The 21,593-nt window shown below is 45.5% G+C and carries 16 protein-coding genes and 2 pseudogenes; 8 read left to right on the top strand and 10 right to left on the bottom strand.

What is annotated here, in order from left to right:
* The first annotated feature begins 89 nt into the window (after positions 1–89).
* Genes ACVA54_RS04560 through ACVA54_RS04550 form a run of 3 tightly spaced genes read left to right on the top strand, consistent with a single transcriptional unit; the run spans position 90 to position 5,555 of the window.
* Entirely contained in the window at positions 90–722 is a 633-nt protein-coding gene (locus tag ACVA54_RS04560; RefSeq protein WP_446579261.1) for a DUF2760 domain-containing protein, read from the top strand.
* Entirely contained in the window at positions 722–2,689 is a 1,968-nt protein-coding gene (locus ACVA54_RS04555; protein ID WP_172438044.1) for an Hsp70 family protein, read from the top strand. Before ACVA54_RS04560 ends, ACVA54_RS04555 begins: the two co-directional genes overlap by 1 nt.
* A gap of 55 nt (positions 2,690–2,744) precedes the next feature.
* Entirely contained in the window at positions 2,745–5,555 is a 2,811-nt protein-coding gene (locus ACVA54_RS04550) for an Hsp70 family protein (RefSeq protein ID WP_446644548.1), read from the top strand.
* A gap of 73 nt (positions 5,556–5,628) precedes the next feature.
* Here ACVA54_RS04550 and ACVA54_RS04545 read toward each other — a convergent pair whose 3' ends face one another.
* Complete coding sequence (locus tag ACVA54_RS04545) at positions 5,629–5,823, bottom strand: hypothetical protein (protein ID WP_172438045.1); 195 nt, start codon at positions 5,821–5,823, stop codon at positions 5,629–5,631.
* Between the two features lie 79 nt (positions 5,824–5,902).
* Between ACVA54_RS04545 and ACVA54_RS04540 the strand changes: the two genes are divergently transcribed.
* The 4 genes from ACVA54_RS04540 to ACVA54_RS04525 all read left to right on the top strand — a co-directional run bounded on the left by ACVA54_RS04540 (position 5,903) and on the right by ACVA54_RS04525 (position 11,194).
* Positions 5,903–6,589: a DNA-3-methyladenine glycosylase I gene (locus tag ACVA54_RS04540; RefSeq protein WP_119464685.1), complete on the top strand. Its 687-nt coding sequence runs from the start codon at positions 5,903–5,905 to the stop codon at positions 6,587–6,589.
* A gap of 288 nt (positions 6,590–6,877) precedes the next feature.
* On the top strand, positions 6,878–8,617 hold the full coding sequence (locus ACVA54_RS04535; protein WP_446579259.1) for an ABC transporter transmembrane domain-containing protein: 1,740 nt from the start codon (positions 6,878–6,880) through the stop codon (positions 8,615–8,617).
* A gap of 3 nt (positions 8,618–8,620) precedes the next feature.
* Complete coding sequence (locus ACVA54_RS04530) at positions 8,621–10,399, top strand: ABC transporter transmembrane domain-containing protein (protein ID WP_446608764.1); 1,779 nt, start codon at positions 8,621–8,623, stop codon at positions 10,397–10,399.
* Between the two features lie 246 nt (positions 10,400–10,645).
* A complete protein-coding gene (locus ACVA54_RS04525) occupies positions 10,646–11,194 on the top strand; it encodes an MSHA operon transcriptional regulator (protein WP_099078128.1) in 549 nt (182 codons plus the stop codon).
* 97 nt (positions 11,195–11,291) lie between these two features.
* Here ACVA54_RS04525 and ACVA54_RS04520 read toward each other — a convergent pair whose 3' ends face one another.
* The 4 genes and pseudogenes from ACVA54_RS04520 to ACVA54_RS04505 form a co-directional block, all read right to left on the bottom strand.
* Positions 11,292–11,501: a hypothetical protein gene (locus ACVA54_RS04520; RefSeq protein WP_119464688.1), complete on the bottom strand. Its 210-nt coding sequence runs from the start codon at positions 11,499–11,501 to the stop codon at positions 11,292–11,294.
* Positions 11,502–11,589: 88 nt separating this feature from the next.
* A complete protein-coding gene (locus tag ACVA54_RS04515; protein WP_099078130.1) occupies positions 11,590–12,714 on the bottom strand; it encodes an HD-GYP domain-containing protein in 1,125 nt (374 codons plus the stop codon).
* A gap of 240 nt (positions 12,715–12,954) precedes the next feature.
* On the bottom strand, positions 12,955–14,160 hold the full coding sequence (locus ACVA54_RS04510) for an aromatic amino acid transport family protein (RefSeq protein WP_446644549.1): 1,206 nt from the start codon (positions 14,158–14,160) through the stop codon (positions 12,955–12,957).
* Between the two features lie 229 nt (positions 14,161–14,389).
* Positions 14,390–14,674, bottom strand: a pseudogene (locus tag ACVA54_RS04505) (iron-containing alcohol dehydrogenase); the annotation flags it as partial.
* Positions 14,675–14,830: 156 nt separating this feature from the next.
* On the opposite strand from ACVA54_RS04505, the gene ACVA54_RS04500 reads away from it, so the two are divergent.
* Positions 14,831–15,781: a LysR family transcriptional regulator gene (locus ACVA54_RS04500; protein WP_446644550.1), complete on the top strand. Its 951-nt coding sequence runs from the start codon at positions 14,831–14,833 to the stop codon at positions 15,779–15,781.
* A 3-nt stretch (positions 15,782–15,784) separates the two neighbouring features.
* On the opposite strand, the gene ACVA54_RS04495 is transcribed toward ACVA54_RS04500, so the two are convergent.
* From ACVA54_RS04495 to ACVA54_RS04475, 5 genes and pseudogenes are all read right to left on the bottom strand, one after another.
* A complete protein-coding gene (locus ACVA54_RS04495) occupies positions 15,785–16,690 on the bottom strand; it encodes a YjjW family glycine radical enzyme activase (RefSeq protein WP_446644551.1) in 906 nt (301 codons plus the stop codon).
* 21 nt (positions 16,691–16,711) lie between these two features.
* Complete coding sequence (locus ACVA54_RS04490; protein ID WP_446649425.1) at positions 16,712–18,256, bottom strand: YjjI family glycine radical enzyme; 1,545 nt, start codon at positions 18,254–18,256, stop codon at positions 16,712–16,714.
* A 190-nt stretch (positions 18,257–18,446) separates the two neighbouring features.
* Positions 18,447–19,073: a LysE family translocator gene (locus tag ACVA54_RS04485; protein ID WP_446649424.1), complete on the bottom strand. Its 627-nt coding sequence runs from the start codon at positions 19,071–19,073 to the stop codon at positions 18,447–18,449.
* Positions 19,074–19,294: 221 nt separating this feature from the next.
* Positions 19,295–20,506 carry an HD-GYP domain-containing protein gene (locus ACVA54_RS04480; RefSeq protein ID WP_099078135.1) on the bottom strand — a complete coding sequence of 404 codons (1,212 nt, stop codon included), beginning with the start codon at positions 20,504–20,506 and terminating at the stop codon, positions 19,295–19,297.
* 613 nt (positions 20,507–21,119) lie between these two features.
* A pseudogene (locus tag ACVA54_RS04475) lies at positions 21,120–21,362 on the bottom strand (response regulator); the annotation flags it as partial.
* Positions 21,363–21,593: the final 231 nt, after the last annotated feature.

Raw genomic sequence — 21,593 nt, 5'->3', positions numbered from 1 at the left:
ACTTGGTGCAGACCGCAATGCGGATCTTTTTTGCAAAGAGATATGAGCCAATACTCGCACCAATAAATCAATAGAAAGAGAAAAATGTCATGAACATTGATTTGAACCTAATTCCTCAAACGTTCGATATGTTGCACGCAGGCCTTCTGGCTTCGAGCGTTTTACTTCTTCTGATTGCGGTATCACGCAAATCTAAAGTGGTTGAGAAAGTGGTCGAAAAGCCTGTCGAGAAAATCGTCGAGGTTGAAAAGCCGGTTGAGAAGATCGTCGAAGTAGAGAAAGTGGTTGAAGTAGAGAAAATTATCGAAAAAGTAGTCGAAGTAGAATCGAAGCTTGCGACTGCTTCTACTGACTCTGCGATGCAACTCCTGTCGATCATGCAGCAAGAAGCTCGTCTGATCGACTTCTTAAAAGAAGATCTGAGATCATTCTCTGATGAAGATGTTGGTGCGGCTGCTCGCGTAATTCACACCGGTGGTCAGAAAGTACTGAACGACTACGTGACGCTAGCGCACGTTCGTAACGAAGATGAAGAAACTCGCATTACGGTAGAAGAAGGCTTTAACCCACAAGAAATTCGTCTGACAGGTAACGTAACAGGTAGCGCGCCATTCCACGGTACGCTTGTTCATAAAGGTTGGAAGGCAACGTCTATGCACCTGCCTAAACTGGCCGAAAACTACGATGCATCAGTGATCGCTCCAGCAGAGGTTGAGCTGTAATGGAACACATGAATCAAGAAAACCATTCTCAAGAAGCGTCTGTTGAAACACAACAAACGCCTAAATTTAGTGTCGGTATCGACTTAGGTACTACGCACTGTGTTATGTCTTTTGTCGACACGCACGACGAAGACGCGCGCGTAGAAGTGATGCCTATCCCGCAGCTCACTGCACCAGGCACTGTGGAAACGCGAAACCAATTAGGCTCTTTCCTATACCAGCCGCACGAACACGAAATGGACCCACAATCTCGCGTTCTTCCTTGGTCGAGCGAGCCAAAAGCTCTCGTTGGTGCGATTGCACGTAACTTAGGCTCAAAGACACCAATCCGTCTTGTTGCAAGTGCGAAATCTTGGCTTTGCCACGCAGGTGTGAACCGTCGTGAAGCATTTCTGCCAGCGGGTAGCCCAGAAGAAGTGGAAAAAGTATCCCCTCTTCGCGCAACGGAGCTTTACCTAGAGCACCTAAAAGACGCTTGGAATCACGCGAATCCAAACCACAACCTTGCCGATCAAGACGTCACCATTACGGTTCCGGCTTCTTTTGATCCTGCTGCTCGTGATCTAACAGCCGAAGCTGCGCGCAACGTCGGTTTTGTGCATCTCACGCTTCTAGAAGAGCCGCAAGCTGCGCTTTACAACTGGATTGATAACAGCGACGACAAATGGCGCGACGAAGTCGAAGTTGGCGACATCGTGCTGGTGGTCGATATCGGTGGGGGTACAACCGACCTTTCTTTGGTTGAAGTAACTGAAGACGACGGTAACCTAACTCTGAACCGCATCGCGGTAGGTGAACATATCCTACTTGGCGGTGACAACATGGACCTTGCACTTGCGTACCGCTTGAAGATGAAGCTAGCGCAAGAAGGCAAAGAGCTACAGCCATGGCAAGTTCAGGCGATGACGCACGCATGTCGTGATGCGAAAGAAGCGCTATTGAACGACAGCGAACTTCAGTCAGTGCCAATCGTGGTACCAAGCCGCGGTTCTAAACTGCTTGGCGCAACGCTGAAAACAGAACTGACTCAAGAAGAAGTACAACAAACACTGGTTGACGGTTTCTTCCCTCAAGTTGCGATTACGGACCACCCTGTTCAACGTAACCGTGGTGCACTAACGCAAATGGGTCTGCCTTACGCACAAGATGCGGGCATTACTCGTCACATTGCAGCGTTCTTGTCTAAGCAAGCCAATGCCCTTTCTGCTTCAGGAAATGGCGACGCAGAAGCAGCAGCTCAAGACTTTAATCCATTCGCTAACATGCCGGGTATGCCAGGTGCGGATGCAGCGCAATCGGCTGACTTCATCAAGCCAACGGCAATCCTATTCAACGGTGGTGTGCTGAAATCGAAACTTCTAGCAACTCGTCTAGAAGACACGATCAACGAATGGCTAATTGAAGCAGATGCAGAAATGGCGAAACGCCTAACAGGTGTGGATCTAGACCTTGCGGTTGCTAGCGGTGCAGCTTACTACGGCTCTGTGCGTCGTGGTCAAGGCGTTCGTATCCGCGGTGGTATTGCTTCGGCATACTACGTGGGTATCGAAAGTGCGATGCCAGCGATTCCGGGCATGGCGCCTCCAATGGAAGCATTATGTGTAGCCCCATTTGGTATGGAAGAAGGCTCAAGCGTTGACGTACCAAGCCAAGAGTTTGGTTTGATCATCGGTCAGCCAGTTAACTTCCAATTCTTTGGCTCAACCGTTCGTCGTGATGACCTAGCGGGTACTCACCTAGACTACTGGGCACCAGAAGAGCTTGAAGAGCTACCAGAAATTCAAGTAACGCTGCCAGTATCTGAAGGTCGTCGTGAAGGTGAAGTGGTTCCGGTAACCCTCGCCTCTCGCGTCACAGAGCTTGGTACGCTTTACTTAGAAGCCATTGCGGCTGATAACGGTCAAAAATGGCATGTTGAGTTCGATGTGCGCGAAGACGCGAAAAGCAACTCAAACGAAGAAGAATAAATAGAAATCAAACGGCATCCAATCGGGTGCCGTTTTTAAATACACGAAGGTTTGTATGGCATCTCCTCGTTTTCTTGTTGGTATTGACCTTGGCACCACGAACACTGTGGTGGCGTACTGTGAAATCACCGACAAGCTTGAACAATCCGAAGTATCCCTATTCGACATCGACCAATTGATTGGTCCGGGTGAAGTGGTTCGTAAGCCACTGCTGCCCTCTTTCCGTTATCACCCTGCAGTTGGTCAAATCTCCCCTTCTGACCTAACACTTCCTTGGGAAAACGAACCTGTATCTGGCGACATTAGCAATGTGGTTGTTGGTGAATGGGCTCGTGAATTAGGCGCGAAGGTGGAAGGACGTCAGGTATCCAGTGCAAAAAGCTGGCTATCGCACCAAGCGGTGGATCGTCGTTCAGATATTCTTCCTTGGGCTGGCGCGCAAGACGTAGATAAAGTCTCACCTGTCGTTGCCAGCGCAAGCTACCTCAACCACATTCGTCAAGCATGGAACTACCGTCACCCTAGCAACAAGCTAGAAGAGCAAGATGTGGTTGTGACCGTTCCAGCATCGTTCGATGAAACCGCTCGTAAGCTCACGCTTGAAGCTGCGCAGCTGGCTGGTTTAAAGAAAATCGTCCTGCTTGAAGAGCCACAAGCCGTATGTTACGACTGGTACGCACGCCACCAGCAAACCGCAGCCGATGAACTTAAAGAACTGCCACTGATTCTGGTGTGCGATGTGGGCGGTGGCACCACCGACTTGAGCTTGATTGAAGCAAGTTTCTCTTCTCAAGATGAGCTAACCCTTGATCGTATTGGCGTTGGCGAGCACTTGATGCTTGGTGGTGATAACCTCGACTTAGCATTAGCACACCTTGCAGAAAGCCGCTTCAATCAAAGTAAGAAGCTCACTGCAGCAAGCCTGACGAAGCTGATTCAGCAAACTCGCAAGGCGAAAGAAAACCTGCTTTCAGCGAATGCACCAGAAGAAGTGAAAATCACCATGCTGGGCAGCGGCTCTAAACTTCTTGGCGGAACAAAGAGTATTGGGCTGAGCAAACAAGAAGTGCACCAAATCGCTTTGGATGGCTTCTTCCCACTTTCTGATTTCAGTGAAGTACCAGACAAACGCCGCAGCGCCGTTGTCGAGTTTGGTCTTCCATACGTTGCCGATCCAGCAGTGAGCAAACATGTTGCCGAGTTCTTAACGACGCATCAGCAAGTGTCTCGTACCGCTCTCGGCATTGAAGACGACACACAAAATGCAATTCCAGTCGGTTTGCTACTCAACGGTGGTGTGTTCAACAGTGAACTTGTGACGGAACGTGTCACTACCCTACTTTCCGATTGGCGCGGTGCGCCGGTTACGGTATTAGATAACCCACATCCAGATTGGTCTGTTGCACTAGGTGCTGTTGCATTTGGTAAAGCACGTCGTGGTGCACAACTAAAAATTGGTGGTGGCGCAGCGCGTTCTTACTTCTTGCATCTTCAAGAAAAGAACAAGATGGGCAAAGCGCTCTGTTTGCTTGCTAAAGGTACAGAAGAAGGTCACGAGATCCGCTTAAGTGGTCGTCGCTTCTCGCTTACCCTAGGTGAACCAGTTCGCTTTAACCTGCTGACTTCTACCCACGACACCTTAACCAATAACACCGCCATTCAAAACGGTGTGATGGTTGACGTTGATCCCGACTTATTTGCTCCTCTACCACCTTATATCACCACCCTTGAAGGTGAAGGTGCCGAACTGCAAGCCAACCAGAAAGAGCGTGTAGAAGTACAACTTGCGTGTCAGTTGACCGAAGTCGGCACGCTTAAGATGGAATGTGTCAGCGCGGAAGACGACAACAAACGCTGGGAGCTGGAGTTCGAGGTTCGTAACAAGCAAACCGACGACAGTGAACAAGTTAAGCTTCACCCTAAGTTGAACGAATGTAAGGAGCTGATTGCTCGCCTTTACAGCGGTAATAAGAAAAGCGCGGAAAGCAAAGAGATCAAAACCTTAGCCAAAGATCTTGAGAAGAAACTTGGCAAGCGCGACGAGTGGGATTTCACGACCCTACGCCAACTGTTCGATACCTTTGCACAAGGTCGTAAGCGTCGCCGTCGCTCTGAACAGCATGAGAAAAACTGGCTTCGTTTAGCTGGCTTTGCATTGCGTCCAGGCTTTGGCGATCCAACCGACTCATGGCGCATTGAACAAGTTTGGGGTCTATACCAACAAAACATTCAGTTCAAGAACCATCAAGGTTGGACTGACTGGTGGGTATTCTGGCGTCGTGTCGCAGGTGGCTTGAGCCAGGAGCAGCAAGAGACCATCTTGGCAGACATCGCGAAATACCTACACCCAGGTGCAATGAAAAACCCGCAATCGGCAAAAGCGGCGCAAGAGATGGGTTATGAGTCGATGGTTCGTTTAGCGGCATCGCTTGAGCACCTCGAAGTGGAAGACAAAGTGCTACTTGCAACATGGTTCCTGAGCAAAGCCATCAACCACAACCAGTTTGAGCAAGCACACTGGTGGGCAATGGGTCGCTTGGCATCGCGTACACCTTTGTACGGCAGTCAGCACAACGTGATTCCTCGTGAACAAGCGGAACAATGGTTACCTAAATTGCTCGAACAAAACTGGCAGAAAGAGCCAATGATTGCATTCGCAGCAGTGATGATTTGTCGTAAGACAGGTGACCGCCTGTTTGACATTTCAGATGACTATCGCGGGCAGGTTCTGGCTAAGCTGAAACTGAACAAAGTCCCAGAATCTTGGGTATCACTGGTTGAAGAAGTCAAAGAGCTGTCTGAGAGCGAGTCGAAACGTGTGTTTGGTGACGCACTACCAAGCGGTTTAACCCTAGTCAGCCACTAAACCCACAAGCACCTTAAGCATCACAAGCCCTTCCATTGAAGGGCTTAATTTTTATTGTTCGGTATAAATGGATTCAGTTCATCTCTGTGGTAATCACCACATCTCGCGTTTCGTTGTCCATATCGCTGATCCCAACAACAGACACTTCACGGTCCGACAAGTTTTCAATCAAGCTATCTTCCAAGCCGCCATCGGCTAACCAAGAGTAGAATTTCTCCGCCACGCGCTCCGAACCTTCTCCAACAAACGTTAATGTGACCTTCTTCATTTGTGACACTCCATTAATTTACGATTCAGCTACTTAAGCGTAGTATGTTTGGCAAACATCGTATGGACTGAATTTGTTTATGAGTATCGAAAAATTTGACGCCATTTATCAACGCGCAGCCGAGCGCAAAGGCGGTAAAGACCAACTTGAAGCGCTTTTGTCTCACCCACTGAGCAAAGAAGAATTAGCAACCATTCAAGATGACCGTTGGCTAGCCGCATTTTCGATGAAAGTATTCCAAAGTGGGATCTCGTGGAGTGTGGTTCGTAACAAATGGCAGAACTTCGAGGACGTCTTTTTCGGCTTTAAAATTGAGCCGCTATTGATGCTGTCTGACGATCAGTGGGAAACCAAAGCAACGGACAAACGCATTATCCGCCATCTGACCAAAGTAATGTCAATCCCTGCCAATGCACGTATGATCCACGAAGCAAGAATCGAGCATGGTTCATTCAGTAAAATGGTGTCCGATTGGCCGCAAGAGAAGATAACCGACTTGTGGACGTATTTGAAGAAACACGGTAATCGCTTGGGTGGCAATACCGGTCCTTACACGCTGCGCCAAATGGGCGTCGACACCTTTATCCTGTCTAGCGACGTTGAAGCTTATCTGCGTAATTGCAAGATCATTGAAGGTGGCAAAGAGACTAAGAAATCACTCGATGCGACTAACAAAGCGTTTGTTCAGTGGCAACAAGAAAGTGGCAGAAGTCTCACAGAGATCAGCCAAATTATAGCGTTTAGTACAGGCGACAACCGGGTATAAGCACACCTCGATCATGAGCTGACACTAAGAAAATCTTTAAGTCATATTGAAGTTTTCTTAGTGTTCTCTGTCATCACATCCCCCCTCCTTCCACACATTAACAATGCGTTCACATAATATTGTTGCATGCATACGTTGCAGCAATAGATAACTCTCATGTCGACAATACAGCGACAAATGCAACACAATCTGTTGTTTTCAAATTTGCACAAAAAATACGCTTGTAAAGTCATCATAAGAATAAATAATAGATCCATTATAATTCAATACTTTAACGCAGGAGGCGCTATGAGAATATTCTGGCAGCTTCGTTGGTATTTCCAACTTAAATGGAAACATTATGTCGGTTCAATTCTTCTACTCGCTGTTATCTCAGCCCTTCAGCTCGCCCCCCCGAAAGCCGTAGGCATCATCGTAGATGGCGTTGTCGATAACACCTTAGACACCACAACCTTGCTGCTGTGGTTGTTTGGTCTGGTGGTGTTATTTTTCACTGTTTATGGCTGTCGTATTCTTTGGCGAATCTGGTTATTTGGTGCCAGCTCGGAGTTAGGTACCATTTTGCGTAACCGCCTATATCGTCATATATCCACACAACCCCCTCGCTTTTTTGAGCGTTTTAAAACCGGCGACCTTATGGCTCGTGGCACCAACGATGTCCGTAATATTGTGATGACTGCAGGAGAAGGCGTACTAACCGCCGCGGATTCGTTGATCACCGGTATTGCCGTTTTGATCGTAATGGTGACACAAATAAGTTGGAAGCTCACATTAATGGCGCTGTTGCCTATGCCATTTCTAGCGCTCACTATTTTCTTTATCGTTCGTATTCTTCACCAACGATTCCGTGTTGCTCAGGAGGCATTTTCTTCCATGTCAGATATGACTCAAGAGTCATTAAATGGCGTGAGAATGCTGCGTGCGTTTGGTTTGGAAGCTCGCGAACAACAACGTTTTGAAGACGTTGTTGATGACACAGGAGATAAAAATATTGCCGTGGCAAGAGCAGATGCACGCTTTGATCCTGCGATCCAACTGACCATTGGGCTCTCCTTTCTTCTAAGTATTGCATCGGGTGCGTACTTGGTCGAACAAGGTGAAATCACCCTAGGCGACCTGACCGCTTTTACCATGTACCTTGGTATGATGATCTGGCCAATGCTCGCGTTTGCATTCCTATTTAATATCCTTGAACGAGGCTCAGCAGCCTGGAATCGTTTACAAGAAGTTTTCGATGAAAAGCCCGACATCGTCAGTGGCGATATCCCCTTATCAGACCGACCTCTGCCTTTAAATATCCAAATTAACGACTATCACTGGTCAACGGATTTACCCCCAGCTCTCAGTGATGTTCACGTTACACTTCAACCAGGACACATGCTGGGTGTCGCTGGGCCAGTAGGAAGCGGTAAGTCAACTTTGCTCGCCTTACTCCTCCGCCAACACGAGCTAGAAAATGGTACCATTTTATTTGGCGACATCGACATTAAAAACGCGATTCTGCCACAATGGCGCAACCGTTTTGCCGTCGTGAATCAAAGCCCATTTCTATTTTCAAAATCAATCTACGACAATATCGCGTTGGGTAATCCATCGGCTTCGCAGGCCGACGTGTATCGCGCTGCCAAACTGGCCTGTATCCATGATGATATCGAAAAATTCCCGCAGGGCTACCAAACTGAGGTAGGTGAAAAAGGCATCACACTCTCAGGCGGCCAAAAGCAACGAATTGCCATTGCACGTGCAATGCTACTCAATGCTCAAGTGCTGGTTTTAGATGATGCCTTGTCTGCTGTTGATGGACGAACAGAGCACCAAATCCTCAAAAATCTAGAAACGCACTATCGGGAACAAGCGTTGATAGTCATTGCTCATCGCCTTACTGCGCTCGAAGCTGCCGAAGAAATCATTGTCCTCAATCATGGACACATCGCCGAACGGGGTCAGCATCATGCATTGCTGCAACAGTATGGCTGGTATTCAGAAATGTATCGATATCAGAAACTTGAACAAGCAATGGAGGACTAACTTTTGAAACAGAGTACGATTTTCAAGCGGTTATTGTCTTACCCGCTGTCACAGCCGAAACCAATGATACAAGGTCTTGCACTGCTGTTTATTGCAGCAATAGCAAATGCTGGTGGCCCATGGCTAATTCAATATTTTATTGATGAACACATTACTAAGGGCGACTACTCGACCAACGTGCTGATATCTTTAGCGGTGGGCTATATCTCATTACAGCTTATCTCAGCCACGTTCCAATATCTGCAATCGCTGCAATTTAGTATCGTTGCGACTAACACCATCAAAACGATTCGTAAGCAAGTGTTTTTTGGTGTTATCAACCAACCCCTTTCCGAATTTGACTACACACCAGCAGGGAAGCTGGTCTCCCGTATTACTAACGATACGGAATCATTACAGCAATTTTATGAGTTACTCATAGCAACCGTGATCAAGAACTTGGTCATGATCTTGGTCATGTTGGGCGTCATGTTTTACATGAGCTGGAAGTTGGCGTTGGTCGTCGTCCTATTACTGCCGATTGTTGTCGGTTTCATGTATCTATTTAAACGTCTTAGCACAGAGACGTATCGTTGCATGCGTGACTTGCTGTCTGACATCAACGCTAACCTTAGCGAATCGATTCAAGGGATGAGTGTCATTCAGCTTATGCAGCAAGAAGACCGTTTTAACAAACAGTTTAACGAGTTAACCGCTGAACACTTGGTTGCGTCAAAAAGAGTCATTCGCTTAAATGGGTACTTACTGCGTCCACTTATGGATATGCTCGCTGGTATCGCCCTACTGTCGCTTGTCGCCATCTTCGGTTTCAACGGTGTTGAAGTGATCGGGGTTGGTGTTCTTTATGCCTTTATTAGCTATCTTGCAAGGGTAACTGAACCCCTTATCGAGATGACTCAACAACTGGCTCTGTTGCAGCAAGCGCTCGTTTCGAGTGAACGCGTATTTGAGTTAATGGACGCCAAAGAGCAAACTTATGGCGCGGATCATGCTCCGCTAAAAACGGGGTCGATTAAGCTTGAGCAGCTCACATTTAGCTACGATGGACAGCAAAATGTGCTCAATAAAATTTCGTTGCAGGCGGAACATCAGGACTTCGTCGCCCTAGTGGGTCATACTGGCAGCGGGAAAAGTACCCTCGCTTCTCTGTTAATGGGGTTTTATCCAACAGAGATTGGAGCACTGTTAGTCGATGGCCGTCCGTTGAAGTCATTAGGTAAAGAGGTGCTCAGAAAAGATATCGCCATGGTTCAACAAGACCCACATATTCTGCCTGCATGTGTAAAAGAAAATATCTGCTTAGGCCGAAGTGTTACGGACGAACAAGTTTGGGATGCATTAGAGAAGGTCGGTCTAGCCGAACAAATTCACCGCTACCCGCGTGGGTTAGATACTCAACTTGGCCAAGGTGAAACCAACTTATCTGCTGGTCAAAAACAGCTGCTCGCCCTCGCACGCGTATTAGTGGCAAAGCCAAAAATACTCATCTTAGACGAGGCTACGGCAAACATAGATTCTGGTACAGAGGCTCTGATCCAAAAAAGCTTAGAAGTACTGCGTAAAGACATGACTCTGGTCGTCATTGCGCATCGCCTCTCGACCATTTTGAACGCGGACCAAATCATCGTACTGCATCATGGTGATCTAGTAGAAAGCGGCACACACAGCGCGCTTCTTAAACAAAATGGGCGTTATGCAAGAATGTATCAACTTCAGCAGGCGAATCGACACATCCAAGAAATTGAGGAACTGGAAGAGAAACAGTTTGAAGAGGCCATTTGATCTCAACGGTTAGGCAGCGTTATGGTGCACATCATCTCATGTGCACCAACTATCTTCATAATTTACACATTTCTTATATTTCTTGGTTAATATTGACATAAACCCTCGCTATTCTTTGCGAGGTCGTTGTAAAATCGTCAAATACAGCAACCTAACCCTTTATAAACAGTATTGTCACAGCACGATGTTGTTCGGTTGGCGTCTGCACATTCCCAATGTTACTAAGTAATTTCATGATTAGAGTCCATGGACCAAGATAAATTTACAAATATCTATCGCTTGCCCGGTTCGCTGCAGATTCGAATCGGTAAATGGCAAAAAACTTTCCGCGGCACATCTGATTTGGTTCTTCATCAGGTGCTCATGGAACGTAATAAGCAGTTTAAGCAACCCACCTTTTTACCAAAGGGCTGGTGTATTACGCCTGTTGATGAAAGCGACATCACCATCACACACCATGGTAAATATATTCAGACGGTAATGCGTACCATGTTGGACAGAAAGGTCTCATACAAACGATTGTTCCTTTCTCGTATGGATGCAGAAGCTGGCGAAAAAGTACTGCGTGAATATAAACTTGAGTGGTTACGCAAACACAATCAAATCGCAAAAAAATATAATCAAATCAAGAAAAAACAGTACATGAGTTTAGCAAGGGAAGAAGAAGAAACGCTTTACCCTTCGATAGAAAAAGGAAAATTCGATAAGGCACTCTGGAACAAACTCGTTATCTCTGCCTTTGGTCCAGAAAAGAAATACAAAAATCCGCACTATGTTCGAAAAGCGAACTTCTGATATTGCATCTTATACCCAAGTAACCTCAAGATGCTTGGGTATAAATAAGTGAAGCTGTGGCATTAAAGAATAAACTAGCCGCAGCGAATACGAAGGCTTAATGACGCGCATCTCCACTAAAATCGACTTCTTTATAGATATCAGCTAACGACTGCTTGCCTTTAACTGAACGCTTTTTCTTCGGCTGATAATGATACTCTTGGTCATGCAAAGCTTCTTCGTGCTCCTTTGCAGACTCGACGAAATCAGAGTTTGCCAATGCTTGTTGGCGCAGGCGGTTTACTCGTTCAAGGGTTTCCCACAGCATACTTCACCTCCAAACCTAATTACTGTATATAAAAACAGTATTATTTATCATTTCCTCCACGTCAAGGTTTAACGTCTAATCGTTGCTTTTACATCAAACCTATCCCCGTACAATGCTCCGGGTATTTGTTGATGACTTGTTTTATGTAGTTTTGATGCTCTCTTAAAGCATTTACGCACTCTCTCGAGAATAGGCCCTGATAAACTTGCTTCTCTAACTCTAGCAGCGCATAAGTCACTGACCAAGCTTGCCGATACGGATGGTGGGTAGTCATCACATCAAACGCATTGGCGACCGCCACTATTTGTGCAGCGATTGGAATGCTTGAACCTTTCAACCCAAATGGGTAGCCAGACCCATTTAAGTTCTCATATTGATAAGTGATTATTTGGCGAAAGACATTCACACCGGGGTGAACAGGATTACCGATACGTGCAACGATGTTGTCTGCAGATTTGATACACTGATCAATATGCTCAAGCAACAAAGCTTCTTGTTCATCCGAAAAGTGGCAACGGTCATGATCAATTTCAGCAGAAAGCGGTATCGCACTCAAATTATGGTAGCGGGCAAATACGCTGATTTGCTCCACCAACTCATCGCTGAACTCATGGGCATCAGCTAAGTATTTGGCAATTAACTGACTGTAAATGCCCACCCTCTTACTATGAGAATACACTTCACGCGAATAACCGGGCATTAAGCACTGCATTCGCTCGGCCATAAGTTCAATACTGTTCACCACATGATCTTCCGATCCCACCGCAAACTGAATCATTTCAAAATATGGTTTAAGGCTATTGAGCGCATTCAAACTGAATGCATGGGTTTTAACGGAGTTAAGAAAGACAAAACCCGTAAAAGTTTGATGGTCATAGCAAGGGATCGCCACTGACGATTGATAGCCTCGTTTTAGAAGCGTTTGAATACGTTGACAATGGTTAATGTCATGAAGGTCATCGACAATACGTGGAGTCGCGCTACTAGCAGCAATGCTGAGGTGATGAAGTTTGCGTAGTGGTGCTTCATGATGCGCTAAACGCCAAGTGCCGAATTCACTTTCAGCGAAAGACTTGAGTATACCGTGTTGCGGATAGTATTTGACAAACGACACTCTATCAACAGAGGATAAGTGTGCCTGCATCCTAATCTTCAACGTTTGCATTTGCTCATTAAGCGGTTTTGCAAACGGGTAAAAACTCCGGTGTGCCATACTTCACCTCCACACCCAAGCATAGAAACTAGAAGAAAAGCCTAATGAAACTCAGAAGATTAAATGTAATTAAAGCGACTTTTCTCCACCTAATTTATCGACATACCACAACTTAAGTGTACGAAATAGAAACAGGTCACCGCCAATTATTTCACCGAATATTCAACGATAATTTGATCAAGATTAAAAAGGCCAGTGCGCCTTCACCCACTGACCGTCACTTTGTATCACAACCAATGATTAACCTAGAGCAGGAAGCACGCCAACCGTAATAAGAACTTGTGCCAGAACAATCGCCGTACCTGCAATCCCCGTCACAACCAAGGTTCCTTGGCCACCCGCAACGCGGTATTCACCCGTAAATTCATCTGAGCGACGCACTTTTATCACCATCACTAGTGGTAAGAAAATCGCTAAGATAGCGAGTGCAATTGCAGCGTAACCCAACGCCATAATGAAGCCTTGCGGATAAAACAATGCAAAACCAAGTGGTGGGGTAAATGTTACTAGGGCCGCTAACAATCGGTTAGGTTTTTCGTTATCGCCTTTAATGGTATCCCCCAAGAACTCAAACAGTCCTAAGCTTACACCGAGGAAAGACGTTAACAATGCAAGGTCTGCGAATACACCGACGACATTGCCTAGATTTGATTGTTGTACGGTTTGCGATAGTTGGCCGATAAGCGCACTTAATCCACCATTGTCAATCAACGTGTTTTGGCTAACGACACCAAGCGTCACAATCTGCCAAAAAATGTAAATCACTAACGGAATCGTTGAACCAACCATGATTGCTTTACGCAGTGATGATGTATCCCCATCAAGGTAATTTACAATCGCAGGAATACTTCCGTGAAAACCAAATGAAGTAAAGATAACCGGAATAGCGGCAACAATAAGACCTTGTTCAACTGGCATACTGAGCAGGTACGATTGAGTAACGTTTGGGGCAAGGAAAAACAATACGGCGATCATGGCTACCATCTTCAAACCAAACAACACGCGGTTTACCTTATCAACCGTGCTCGTTCCAACCGTCACTACAAGCGTCACGATAAGCGTAAAAATAATGGTTGATGCCGAGCCAGAAAGTTCTAAGTCAAACCAATCAGTGAGTCGGTCACCAAACTGAGCCCCACCACCAGCAATGTAAGCGGCGCACAGTGAATAGAACAGAAACAACATCGAGAAACTCGCAATCCACTTGCCTTTCTGTCCAAGAATTTTTCTTGCCAGCGTGTGCAACGTCGCATTGCTATCAGCATATTGGTGCAATTCCAACATGAGTAGCGCAGTAAACGCCATCAATGCCCACAAACTCAACATAATAATAAGGGAGGTGGAAAAACCAATGCCTGCAGAGGCAAGAGGTAGCGCTAGCATTCCAGCACCAATTGTAGTCCCAGCAATAATCAGGGCACTACCAAACACTTTAGATTGACTCATTGTATATTTATCTTTACAGCCTAATAAGATTAATCAGCATGAGGTCAGGAAACCGTCTACCAAACCCAATACCACTATTGGAATACAGTTTGATTCTGTCGGATCTCTCAAATAAGATCAAGTAAAGTGTAAGGATTAAGATGCAGTAATGTACATTTAGTTTTACACCCCTACTTTAAGTCCGAATTTGGGCAAGTAATTAAGCGCATCGGTTGTTTGCTCAATACCAACTGCTTGATACAACAGCTAATGGCAGGTACTTAAAAATTAGCTTAATAGCAGCGATAGAATAGGCTTGGGTTTCTTGCGTTGCATTACGTGAAATATAGGCTTCTAAGGCATGAGTTAAAGCATCGATACCAGTATCGGCGGTGACCTTAGCCGGTAAACTAATGAGAAGATTTGCATCCAATGCCGCCATCTTAGGTACGAGCTTGGGATCAATTAAGGGTGTTTTCAGATGTGTAATAGGGTCAGACACGACTGCTGCAATGGTTACTTCGGAAAAGGTACCACCGACGCAGCAACTTTCAATCCGTTGGTATGTCGAGTTGAGCCAAACCTTTAGATAGAACACGAAAAGAAACACCTGATTTTCCGTGCTGCTGGATTAGTAAAAAAATATTACATACTGATATACTGAACAAAATCACACGAATTAGTCTTGCGAATGGATTACATAACACTCTCACGCATTAGCCTTAAACACCTAACGGTACTGCACATGCTACTCATGACACACAGCGTGACTCAAGCGGCGGAACAACTTTGCGTGACCCCTTCTAGCGTGAGTAAAACGCTCAGTCAATTGCGTGACATTCTGAAAGACGACCTTTTTTACCGCGATGGCACTCGTTTAGTCCCGACTCCGTTTGCTTTGAATATAGGCCCTTCGGTGCACGGCATTCTTTCCAGCATGAACGGTTTGCTTTACCAAGGTTCGTTTAATCCCGCCTATTATGAAGGTCGATTCTCATTAGCAATGCGTGAAAGCACCTTTGAGATCTTCGCGCCTATGCTACAGAACCTATCTAAACAGATGGGCAGCCGAGCGCAATTGAACGTCTATGCGAAAGAGCAAATGAGTTTCGATTCTCTGATCCGCGGACAGGTCGACTTTTTGATTCTGCCGCATGACATCAGCCAGCCGCCAACCCACAGCAAAGACTTGGTATGGCAGACGATTCTAGAGGATGAAATGATCTGTTTGATGGGCAGAAATAACCCGTTGACAAAAGAAGAGCTTTCGATAGAAAACTATCTGTGTGCAAGACACATAGGCATTCACGATAAAGACTTATCCCAGCCCTACTTTGAACAGAACTTAACCCAGTGCTATACCAAACGCAGTGTCGCGATGCACGTGGCAGACTTTGGATCCGCAGCAGTGATGTGTCACCACTCCGATTATCTATTCACTTGTTCAAAACTTTGGGCGCAAATGGCACTGCAAGCGAATAGCTTGGTAGAAAGACCTTTGCCATTCGAGTACGGGCAAGTGGCGTACAGTTTGGTGTGGAATAAAGCGAGTCTGAACGATCCCGCTTTGAGGTGGCTACAACAGCAAGTGCTTAAAGCGTGTGAAACCTTGGGAGGATGCAGCAAACCGAGAGTGAATTAAGTTCTAAACTTGTTTGCCTTTACTGCGATACACGTAGACCGATGGCATAGTCATTGGTCTGCTGACAAACTGACTTAATTGAGCGTGAAAGCGTTCCATTTCATCCTTAGAGCATTTCTCCCATTCTAGCGCTTCGCCTGTCACACCATGATGTTGAAACGCGTTCAAACGAATGTTGACTGATTTCGGCAACGATTGCAGATAGTGCCCAACAGTGGCTATTTCTGTATCTAGATCACTTTTACCCGGTATATGAAGCAAGCGCACTTCATACAGCTTGTCAGCGTTTGCTAAATACTGAATCGTCTGGAATACGCGGTGGTTATCTCGCCCGACAAGCCAGTGATGCGTTTCACTTTGCCACGATTTAAGATCAATCATTGCGCCATCCATATACGGCAACACTCTTTCCCAACCTGAGGTTGATAAAGACCCATTGCTATCGATGAAGCAAGTAAGATGCTGCAATTCAGGATCCTGCTTGATCCCTTTAAACAGCGCAATAATGAAAGGAAGCTGTAAGGTAGATTCCCCACCGGATACAGTAACACCGCTAATAAAAAAGCGCTGTTTGCGTATCAAATCGAGCATTGCCTCCACAGAGTAGTCAGTAATTTTTGGATTTGATTGGTGCTGACATATCTCTGTGCAACGCTCGCAGTGGGTGCACTCCTCTTTAAGCCAAACAACGTTGTTGCTTTCGTCGAACTTCAGCGCGCCAACCGGACACACGCTTACACAATCACCACAATGATCACAGTGATTGATGGTGTGCGGATTGTGGCAGTTGATGCACTGATAGTTACAACCCTGTAGAAAGATGACTAGACGGTTTCCCGGTCCATCAACACAAGAAAACGGAAGGATTCGAGTGACCTTAGCCAAGGGATTTACCGATCGTCTAGTCATCTTATTCTTGTTTGTCACTCGTTACTTAACGTAAGGCGGTGACATTTCATGGCTCACCACACGTGGTGAACGTTCTAAAATACCCGTATTCTTCGCCGCTTCTGCACCTAGGAATGTGGTATTGGTACGTGAACCTTGTGCATCGTATTTGGCGATATCAGACAACTTCACCATGTAACCTGTTACGCGAACCAAGTCATTTGACGCAACGTTTGCCGTGAACTCACGGTAACCTGCGTTGAGCGTGCCTTTACAAAGGTTGAACATCGCTTCCGGGTTTGATTTCACCGTTTCGTCGATGGTCAAAATGTCGCTGATGCCAGAACGGTAGTACTGGTGATGCCCTGCCGTTGCTTGCACGTAAGAGACAGGATCCGGCTCGTTGCCGTAAGGAATACGAACGCCCGGAGTAACATCCAAATCAAGGCTAATGCCGCCCTGTGCATGCAGTAGCGCTTTGCCGTCTAAACCAAACTTCACAGGCGTACTTTCTACTAGCTCCGACAATTTAGCTGAGATTGCGTGGCCCAATTCGTTCGCTGTTGCATCTTGACCGTAACGGCTCGTATTGCCCTCTTTCTGTAGCAATACGTTTACCGCTTCTGCCATGCCGTAAATACCATACATTGGCGCAAAACGAGACTCTTCAATCAAACCTTCTTGTGTTAGGAAGCCTTTAAAGAACTCAGATTTCTCATGCAGGTGTGAAGCACGGGCATCCATGAGCTCAACCATCAAACCGTGGTATTCCGGCAGCACGTTGTTGAAGAAATCGTCACAGTTGTCTGAACGATTCGCCGCTTCTTTAAGATTCATACGCACAAGTGTGTTTGAACCACCAGCCAATGGCAGAGAGTTGTAGCAGCTCACGATACCAAAGCGACCACCTTCGTACGCGTTTGCATGCATTGGGTAATTCGCGATGTGTGGCTTGCTGCACTCACAAATGTTTTGTGTTGCTTGTTTTAGCAGATCGTCTGGTGTTACTCCTTCGTCGTACATGAGCGTTAAGTTTGGCGCGATCTGTTTTAGCTCAGCGTCTACTTTCAAAATCGTACGACAAATAATGTTGTCCGTCGGACCAATGTTCACGTGCATAAACGCATCGGGCAATGTGCGATCAAGCATGACCCAAAAGTGTTTTAGCTTTTTGTAGACTTGCTCGTCAGTAAGGCCACCGACGTAAGGCATAAGCACATCATCAAGTTGACCAAGGTACACTGGGATGTTAGTTACCGAAGGCACATGATGGTAAATGATGGTCAACATGTTGATTGCATCATCAAAATCTTCTGCTGGATCTAACTCCAAGTATTCAGAGCCTTGAGAAAGAAATTTTGCGTAATCTGGCAAAACATAACGCGGCTTAAACGGCGCATGACCTTCAAACATGTCACATATGACGCCTTGCTGCATTGCTTGGCTTACCTCGTCAGAGACAGTCATATATGGAATAGTCGCTTCAGCTTCCAAAGCAAGAAAGTTCGATTTCTGTTTTGGAGATAAGTTGCTATCTGTCGCGATAGCAAGGAAACGCTGCTGAAGATCGGAAAGGCTTTGAGTCATCTAAGATGTTCCTGGAGAAAATACAACTAATGCCCCCCTTTCAAGTCTATACCTCGAAAGAGTGACTTGTATTATACGCTTGAGAAGTCTTTGCCACTAATGAAAAAAACAAAACGGGTAATTTCCATTTTGGAAATAACAACTTCCTAATTTGGCTAAGACTGAATGCGTTAGCTAAATTATACTTCTTTTAGCTTCGATGCGCTGTCGACAGCATCACGCCCGCACTGATGAAGACACCCCCCGTCAGGCGATTGAATAACTTCGCTCGTCCTTTCGCAAATAGCCAATCCGATGTTCTCACCCCTAGCAAACCATAGAAGGTCAACCAACTCAGTTCGAACACTACAAAGGTACTGGCAAAGACAATGTACTGTGTGATTAACGATGCAGAAGGGTCGATGAACTGAGGAAACAGCGCAGTGAAAAAAACGATGGCTTTTGGGTTACTCGAACCAACAATAAAACCACTGGTAAACGCGCTTAAGTAATTTGAAGAAGTTCGCTCAGGTTGCGCTTGCGAGAAGTCAGTTTGTTTTGAGCGCAGTGCTTGGATACCAAGCCAAATAAGATACGCAGCGCCACACCATTTGATGATGTTAAAGGCCAACTCCGAAGAAGCGATTACGACGCCGAGGCCAGTAAAAGATAAGGTAAGGATGATAGTAATTGCGATCAAACTGCCAAGAGCGGTCGCAAAAGCATAGCGAAATCCGCTACTGACCCCTTTGCTCAGACAAAGTAGTGAACTAGGACCCGGAGAGGCAGTAAGAACCAATATGGCTAGCGTGTAATAAATCCATGTATCCAGTTGCATTGGCATTCCCTTCCAATCCGTTATGTACTGTACTCAAGTTACGGTTACTAACCTCTAAGTACGACCATTTTTCTGTCCTTAAACGCAGAGCAATCAACAAACTTAACGCTAGTAATCTGGAGTAATCGCGCCTAACCAGCGCAGTTACAATGCGATTAGTTATGCACTAAAAATACTGACATTATGCAACCATGTAAAGAGATAAGTTAGCCCTTCATAACTCAATCATAAAAAGGTTGGGGATCAACTTCTAACGTGGATGGGGCGATTGCTTTTTCGATCGCATAGGCACTGTTTTTCAAATCCACCATCGCAACATCAATATAACGGTTAAACTTGCGAGAATAGAAACACTTAATAATTGGCTTTAGTGGCTGTAATGAATTTGACGTCCAGACGATACCCACTCGACCATCGTTAAGTTGGACAATGGAGCCGACGGGATACATACCAATACAATTAATAAACTTATAGACAAGATCCGCATCGAGATGAAATGGCGTAAGACTTAACAGGATTTTGAACGCTTCCGCAGAACTCATCCCTTTCTTGTAAACTCGCTCCGCTGTTAATGCATCGTAAATATCGACAATACAACTCATTCGCCCATGAACAGGGATTTGCTCACCAGCTAGGCCACGTGGATAACCTTTGCCATCCAGTTTTTCATGGTGCATTAAGCAAACATCACGACTGATTTCGCTCACCCCTTTAACCCCAAGTATTATTTTTCTCGCATACACCTGGTGCAGCTTCATGTGCTCAAATTCTTCTGGCGTTAACCGAGCAGGTTTATGCAAAATCTCATCATCAATTTTTATCTTGCCGATATCATGAATAATCCCACCAACGGCCAGCTGTTTTAAGGTATCTTTATCCAATCCTAGATGCTTACCAAATGTAACCAGCAGACAAGCCACATTCACTGAGTGCTCAAGCAAGTAAGAATCTTTTTTGCGCAGTGCGGAAACACATTGAAGTGCATCCGAATCGATAAACACGCTGTCAATCATGTCGTCAGCCCACGATTCAATCTCATCGACTTCAATAAGCTTGCCTTCAAACGTCTGATTGAGCAGTTTTTGTGCTAACCCCTTAGCCTCTGCAATGAGTTTTTTGGCACGCTTATGCTGAGCTTCACGAGAACGAAACGCACGCTTAATTTTTGAGGTGGCGATGACTTCTGATGCACCCAGTGTCACATCGTGCTCTTCTTCGACGGGTTTAAACACGCACCCTTGGGCAGAGAGTTTTTGATCAACCCAAACGTACTTAATGCCGCCCGATTTTAACTTTTGAATACCTTGTAATGAGGAGACGCGGCCAGCATTCGCTAAGTTGACTCGCTTGCTCTGTTGGATCGAGGTGACGAACATGCCAATACTCAAATCTGCGATCGCTATTTTTATCGATTCTTCTGTTTTGTACTGCATGCCGGCATATTCATTAAACGCTAAAATAATAAAAATGGATTATAAGAGATAAGACTATTCACTGTTACAAAAATTTGAAATTTATGCGCCTTCAATCAAATATTGGGCAAATTACGTACCACTTGTCCCTTTTATTTTTAAGGACTTAGACTCAGCACACATTAACCCGCATGAATTTTCAAAATTTTGTGGCACAAATCAACAACAGCTTTGAATAAATAGTATCTAATGCTGAATGCACTTAAAAACGCAGAAAATCAAATCCATTGCGCTATAACAACTATTTATAACACTTGAAAACGTGAATCTCATAATAGACCGCACCCAATGGCACACTGTATAAATATGTCATTTACGCTTGGATCGATTATGTTATTCGTTCCTCAAGGAGATTACGATGTGGAGAAATATCTAGACCATCAAGGTGAATGTAGCTGTCTCCGAGTATAATCGTGAGTCTCTTCCGGTTCTCGAAGTAAACCTAAAACAATGGCTAAACTCGGTTCTCTAAATCACGTTCAATGATAAGTGCCAGCTGTTATACATTAAGCTGTTCAATCAACATCTCCCTCGGCAAAAGGCATATTACGAACCGTTGCCAAGGAAGCGCACATTAGCGAAGATGATCAAACACGACATTTTGCTCGAGGTGAGCATGATATTGAGTGTAATCCAACCCCATCTCAAATATGTATTTCGTCACCAAATTCCGCACCCACTCTACTAATTGGCCAGCCTGCCAAGGCTTTTCAACATATCGATCAATGCCCGCTAAGTCGATAGGATTTATGATATCAGTATGAATGGCCTGTCCAGTGAACAGAACTTTGCTAGTACGTAGAAAGCGGCTGTCTTTGGATATCTCGTTCAGCAATCCGCTTCACTATTGACAGCCCTAGCCCAAAAGAGACAGTGTGCCATTGACGTACCCAGTGCCGTCATGATTGGCATCAGCAAGTTTGCTGTCGCTGTCTGAGACATAACATTAGCCATCAGCAAACGTAATATACTGAATAGCCACCAAATCAGTAGACACTCTTTAACTTGATTTCATATTGCTTTTCATACTCTACTGGCGACAACTGAT

The sequence above is a fragment of the Vibrio sp. PNB23_22_6 genome, from assembly GCF_052877535.1.
This window is presented reverse-complemented; position numbering and strand designations above follow the sequence as displayed.

What these genes read in the sequence shown, in the direction of transcription:
- ACVA54_RS04560 (WP_446579261.1), top strand. Translation starts at nt 90, where the DNA reads ATGAACATTGATTTGAACCTAATTCCTCAAACGTTCGATATGTTGCAC.
- ACVA54_RS04555 (WP_172438044.1), top strand. Translation starts at nt 722, where the DNA reads ATGGAACACATGAATCAAGAAAACCATTCTCAAGAAGCGTCTGTTGAA.
- ACVA54_RS04550 (WP_446644548.1), top strand. Translation starts at nt 2,745, where the DNA reads ATGGCATCTCCTCGTTTTCTTGTTGGTATTGACCTTGGCACCACGAAC.
- ACVA54_RS04545 (WP_172438045.1), bottom strand. Translation starts at nt 5,823, where the DNA reads ATGAAGAAGGTCACATTAACGTTTGTTGGAGAAGGTTCGGAGCGCGTG.
- ACVA54_RS04540 (WP_119464685.1), top strand. Translation starts at nt 5,903, where the DNA reads ATGAGTATCGAAAAATTTGACGCCATTTATCAACGCGCAGCCGAGCGC.
- ACVA54_RS04535 (WP_446579259.1), top strand. Translation starts at nt 6,878, where the DNA reads ATGAGAATATTCTGGCAGCTTCGTTGGTATTTCCAACTTAAATGGAAA.
- ACVA54_RS04525 (WP_099078128.1), top strand. Translation starts at nt 10,646, where the DNA reads ATGGACCAAGATAAATTTACAAATATCTATCGCTTGCCCGGTTCGCTG.
- ACVA54_RS04520 (WP_119464688.1), bottom strand. Translation starts at nt 11,501, where the DNA reads ATGCTGTGGGAAACCCTTGAACGAGTAAACCGCCTGCGCCAACAAGCA.
- ACVA54_RS04515 (WP_099078130.1), bottom strand. Translation starts at nt 12,714, where the DNA reads ATGGCACACCGGAGTTTTTACCCGTTTGCAAAACCGCTTAATGAGCAA.
- ACVA54_RS04510 (WP_446644549.1), bottom strand. Translation starts at nt 14,160, where the DNA reads ATGAGTCAATCTAAAGTGTTTGGTAGTGCCCTGATTATTGCTGGGACT.
- ACVA54_RS04500 (WP_446644550.1), top strand. Translation starts at nt 14,831, where the DNA reads ATGGATTACATAACACTCTCACGCATTAGCCTTAAACACCTAACGGTA.
- ACVA54_RS04495 (WP_446644551.1), bottom strand. Translation starts at nt 16,690, where the DNA reads ATGACTAGACGATCGGTAAATCCCTTGGCTAAGGTCACTCGAATCCTT.
- ACVA54_RS04490 (WP_446649425.1), bottom strand. Translation starts at nt 18,256, where the DNA reads ATGACTCAAAGCCTTTCCGATCTTCAGCAGCGTTTCCTTGCTATCGCG.
- ACVA54_RS04485 (WP_446649424.1), bottom strand. Translation starts at nt 19,073, where the DNA reads ATGCAACTGGATACATGGATTTATTACACGCTAGCCATATTGGTTCTT.
- ACVA54_RS04480 (WP_099078135.1), bottom strand. Translation starts at nt 20,506, where the DNA reads ATGCAGTACAAAACAGAAGAATCGATAAAAATAGCGATCGCAGATTTG.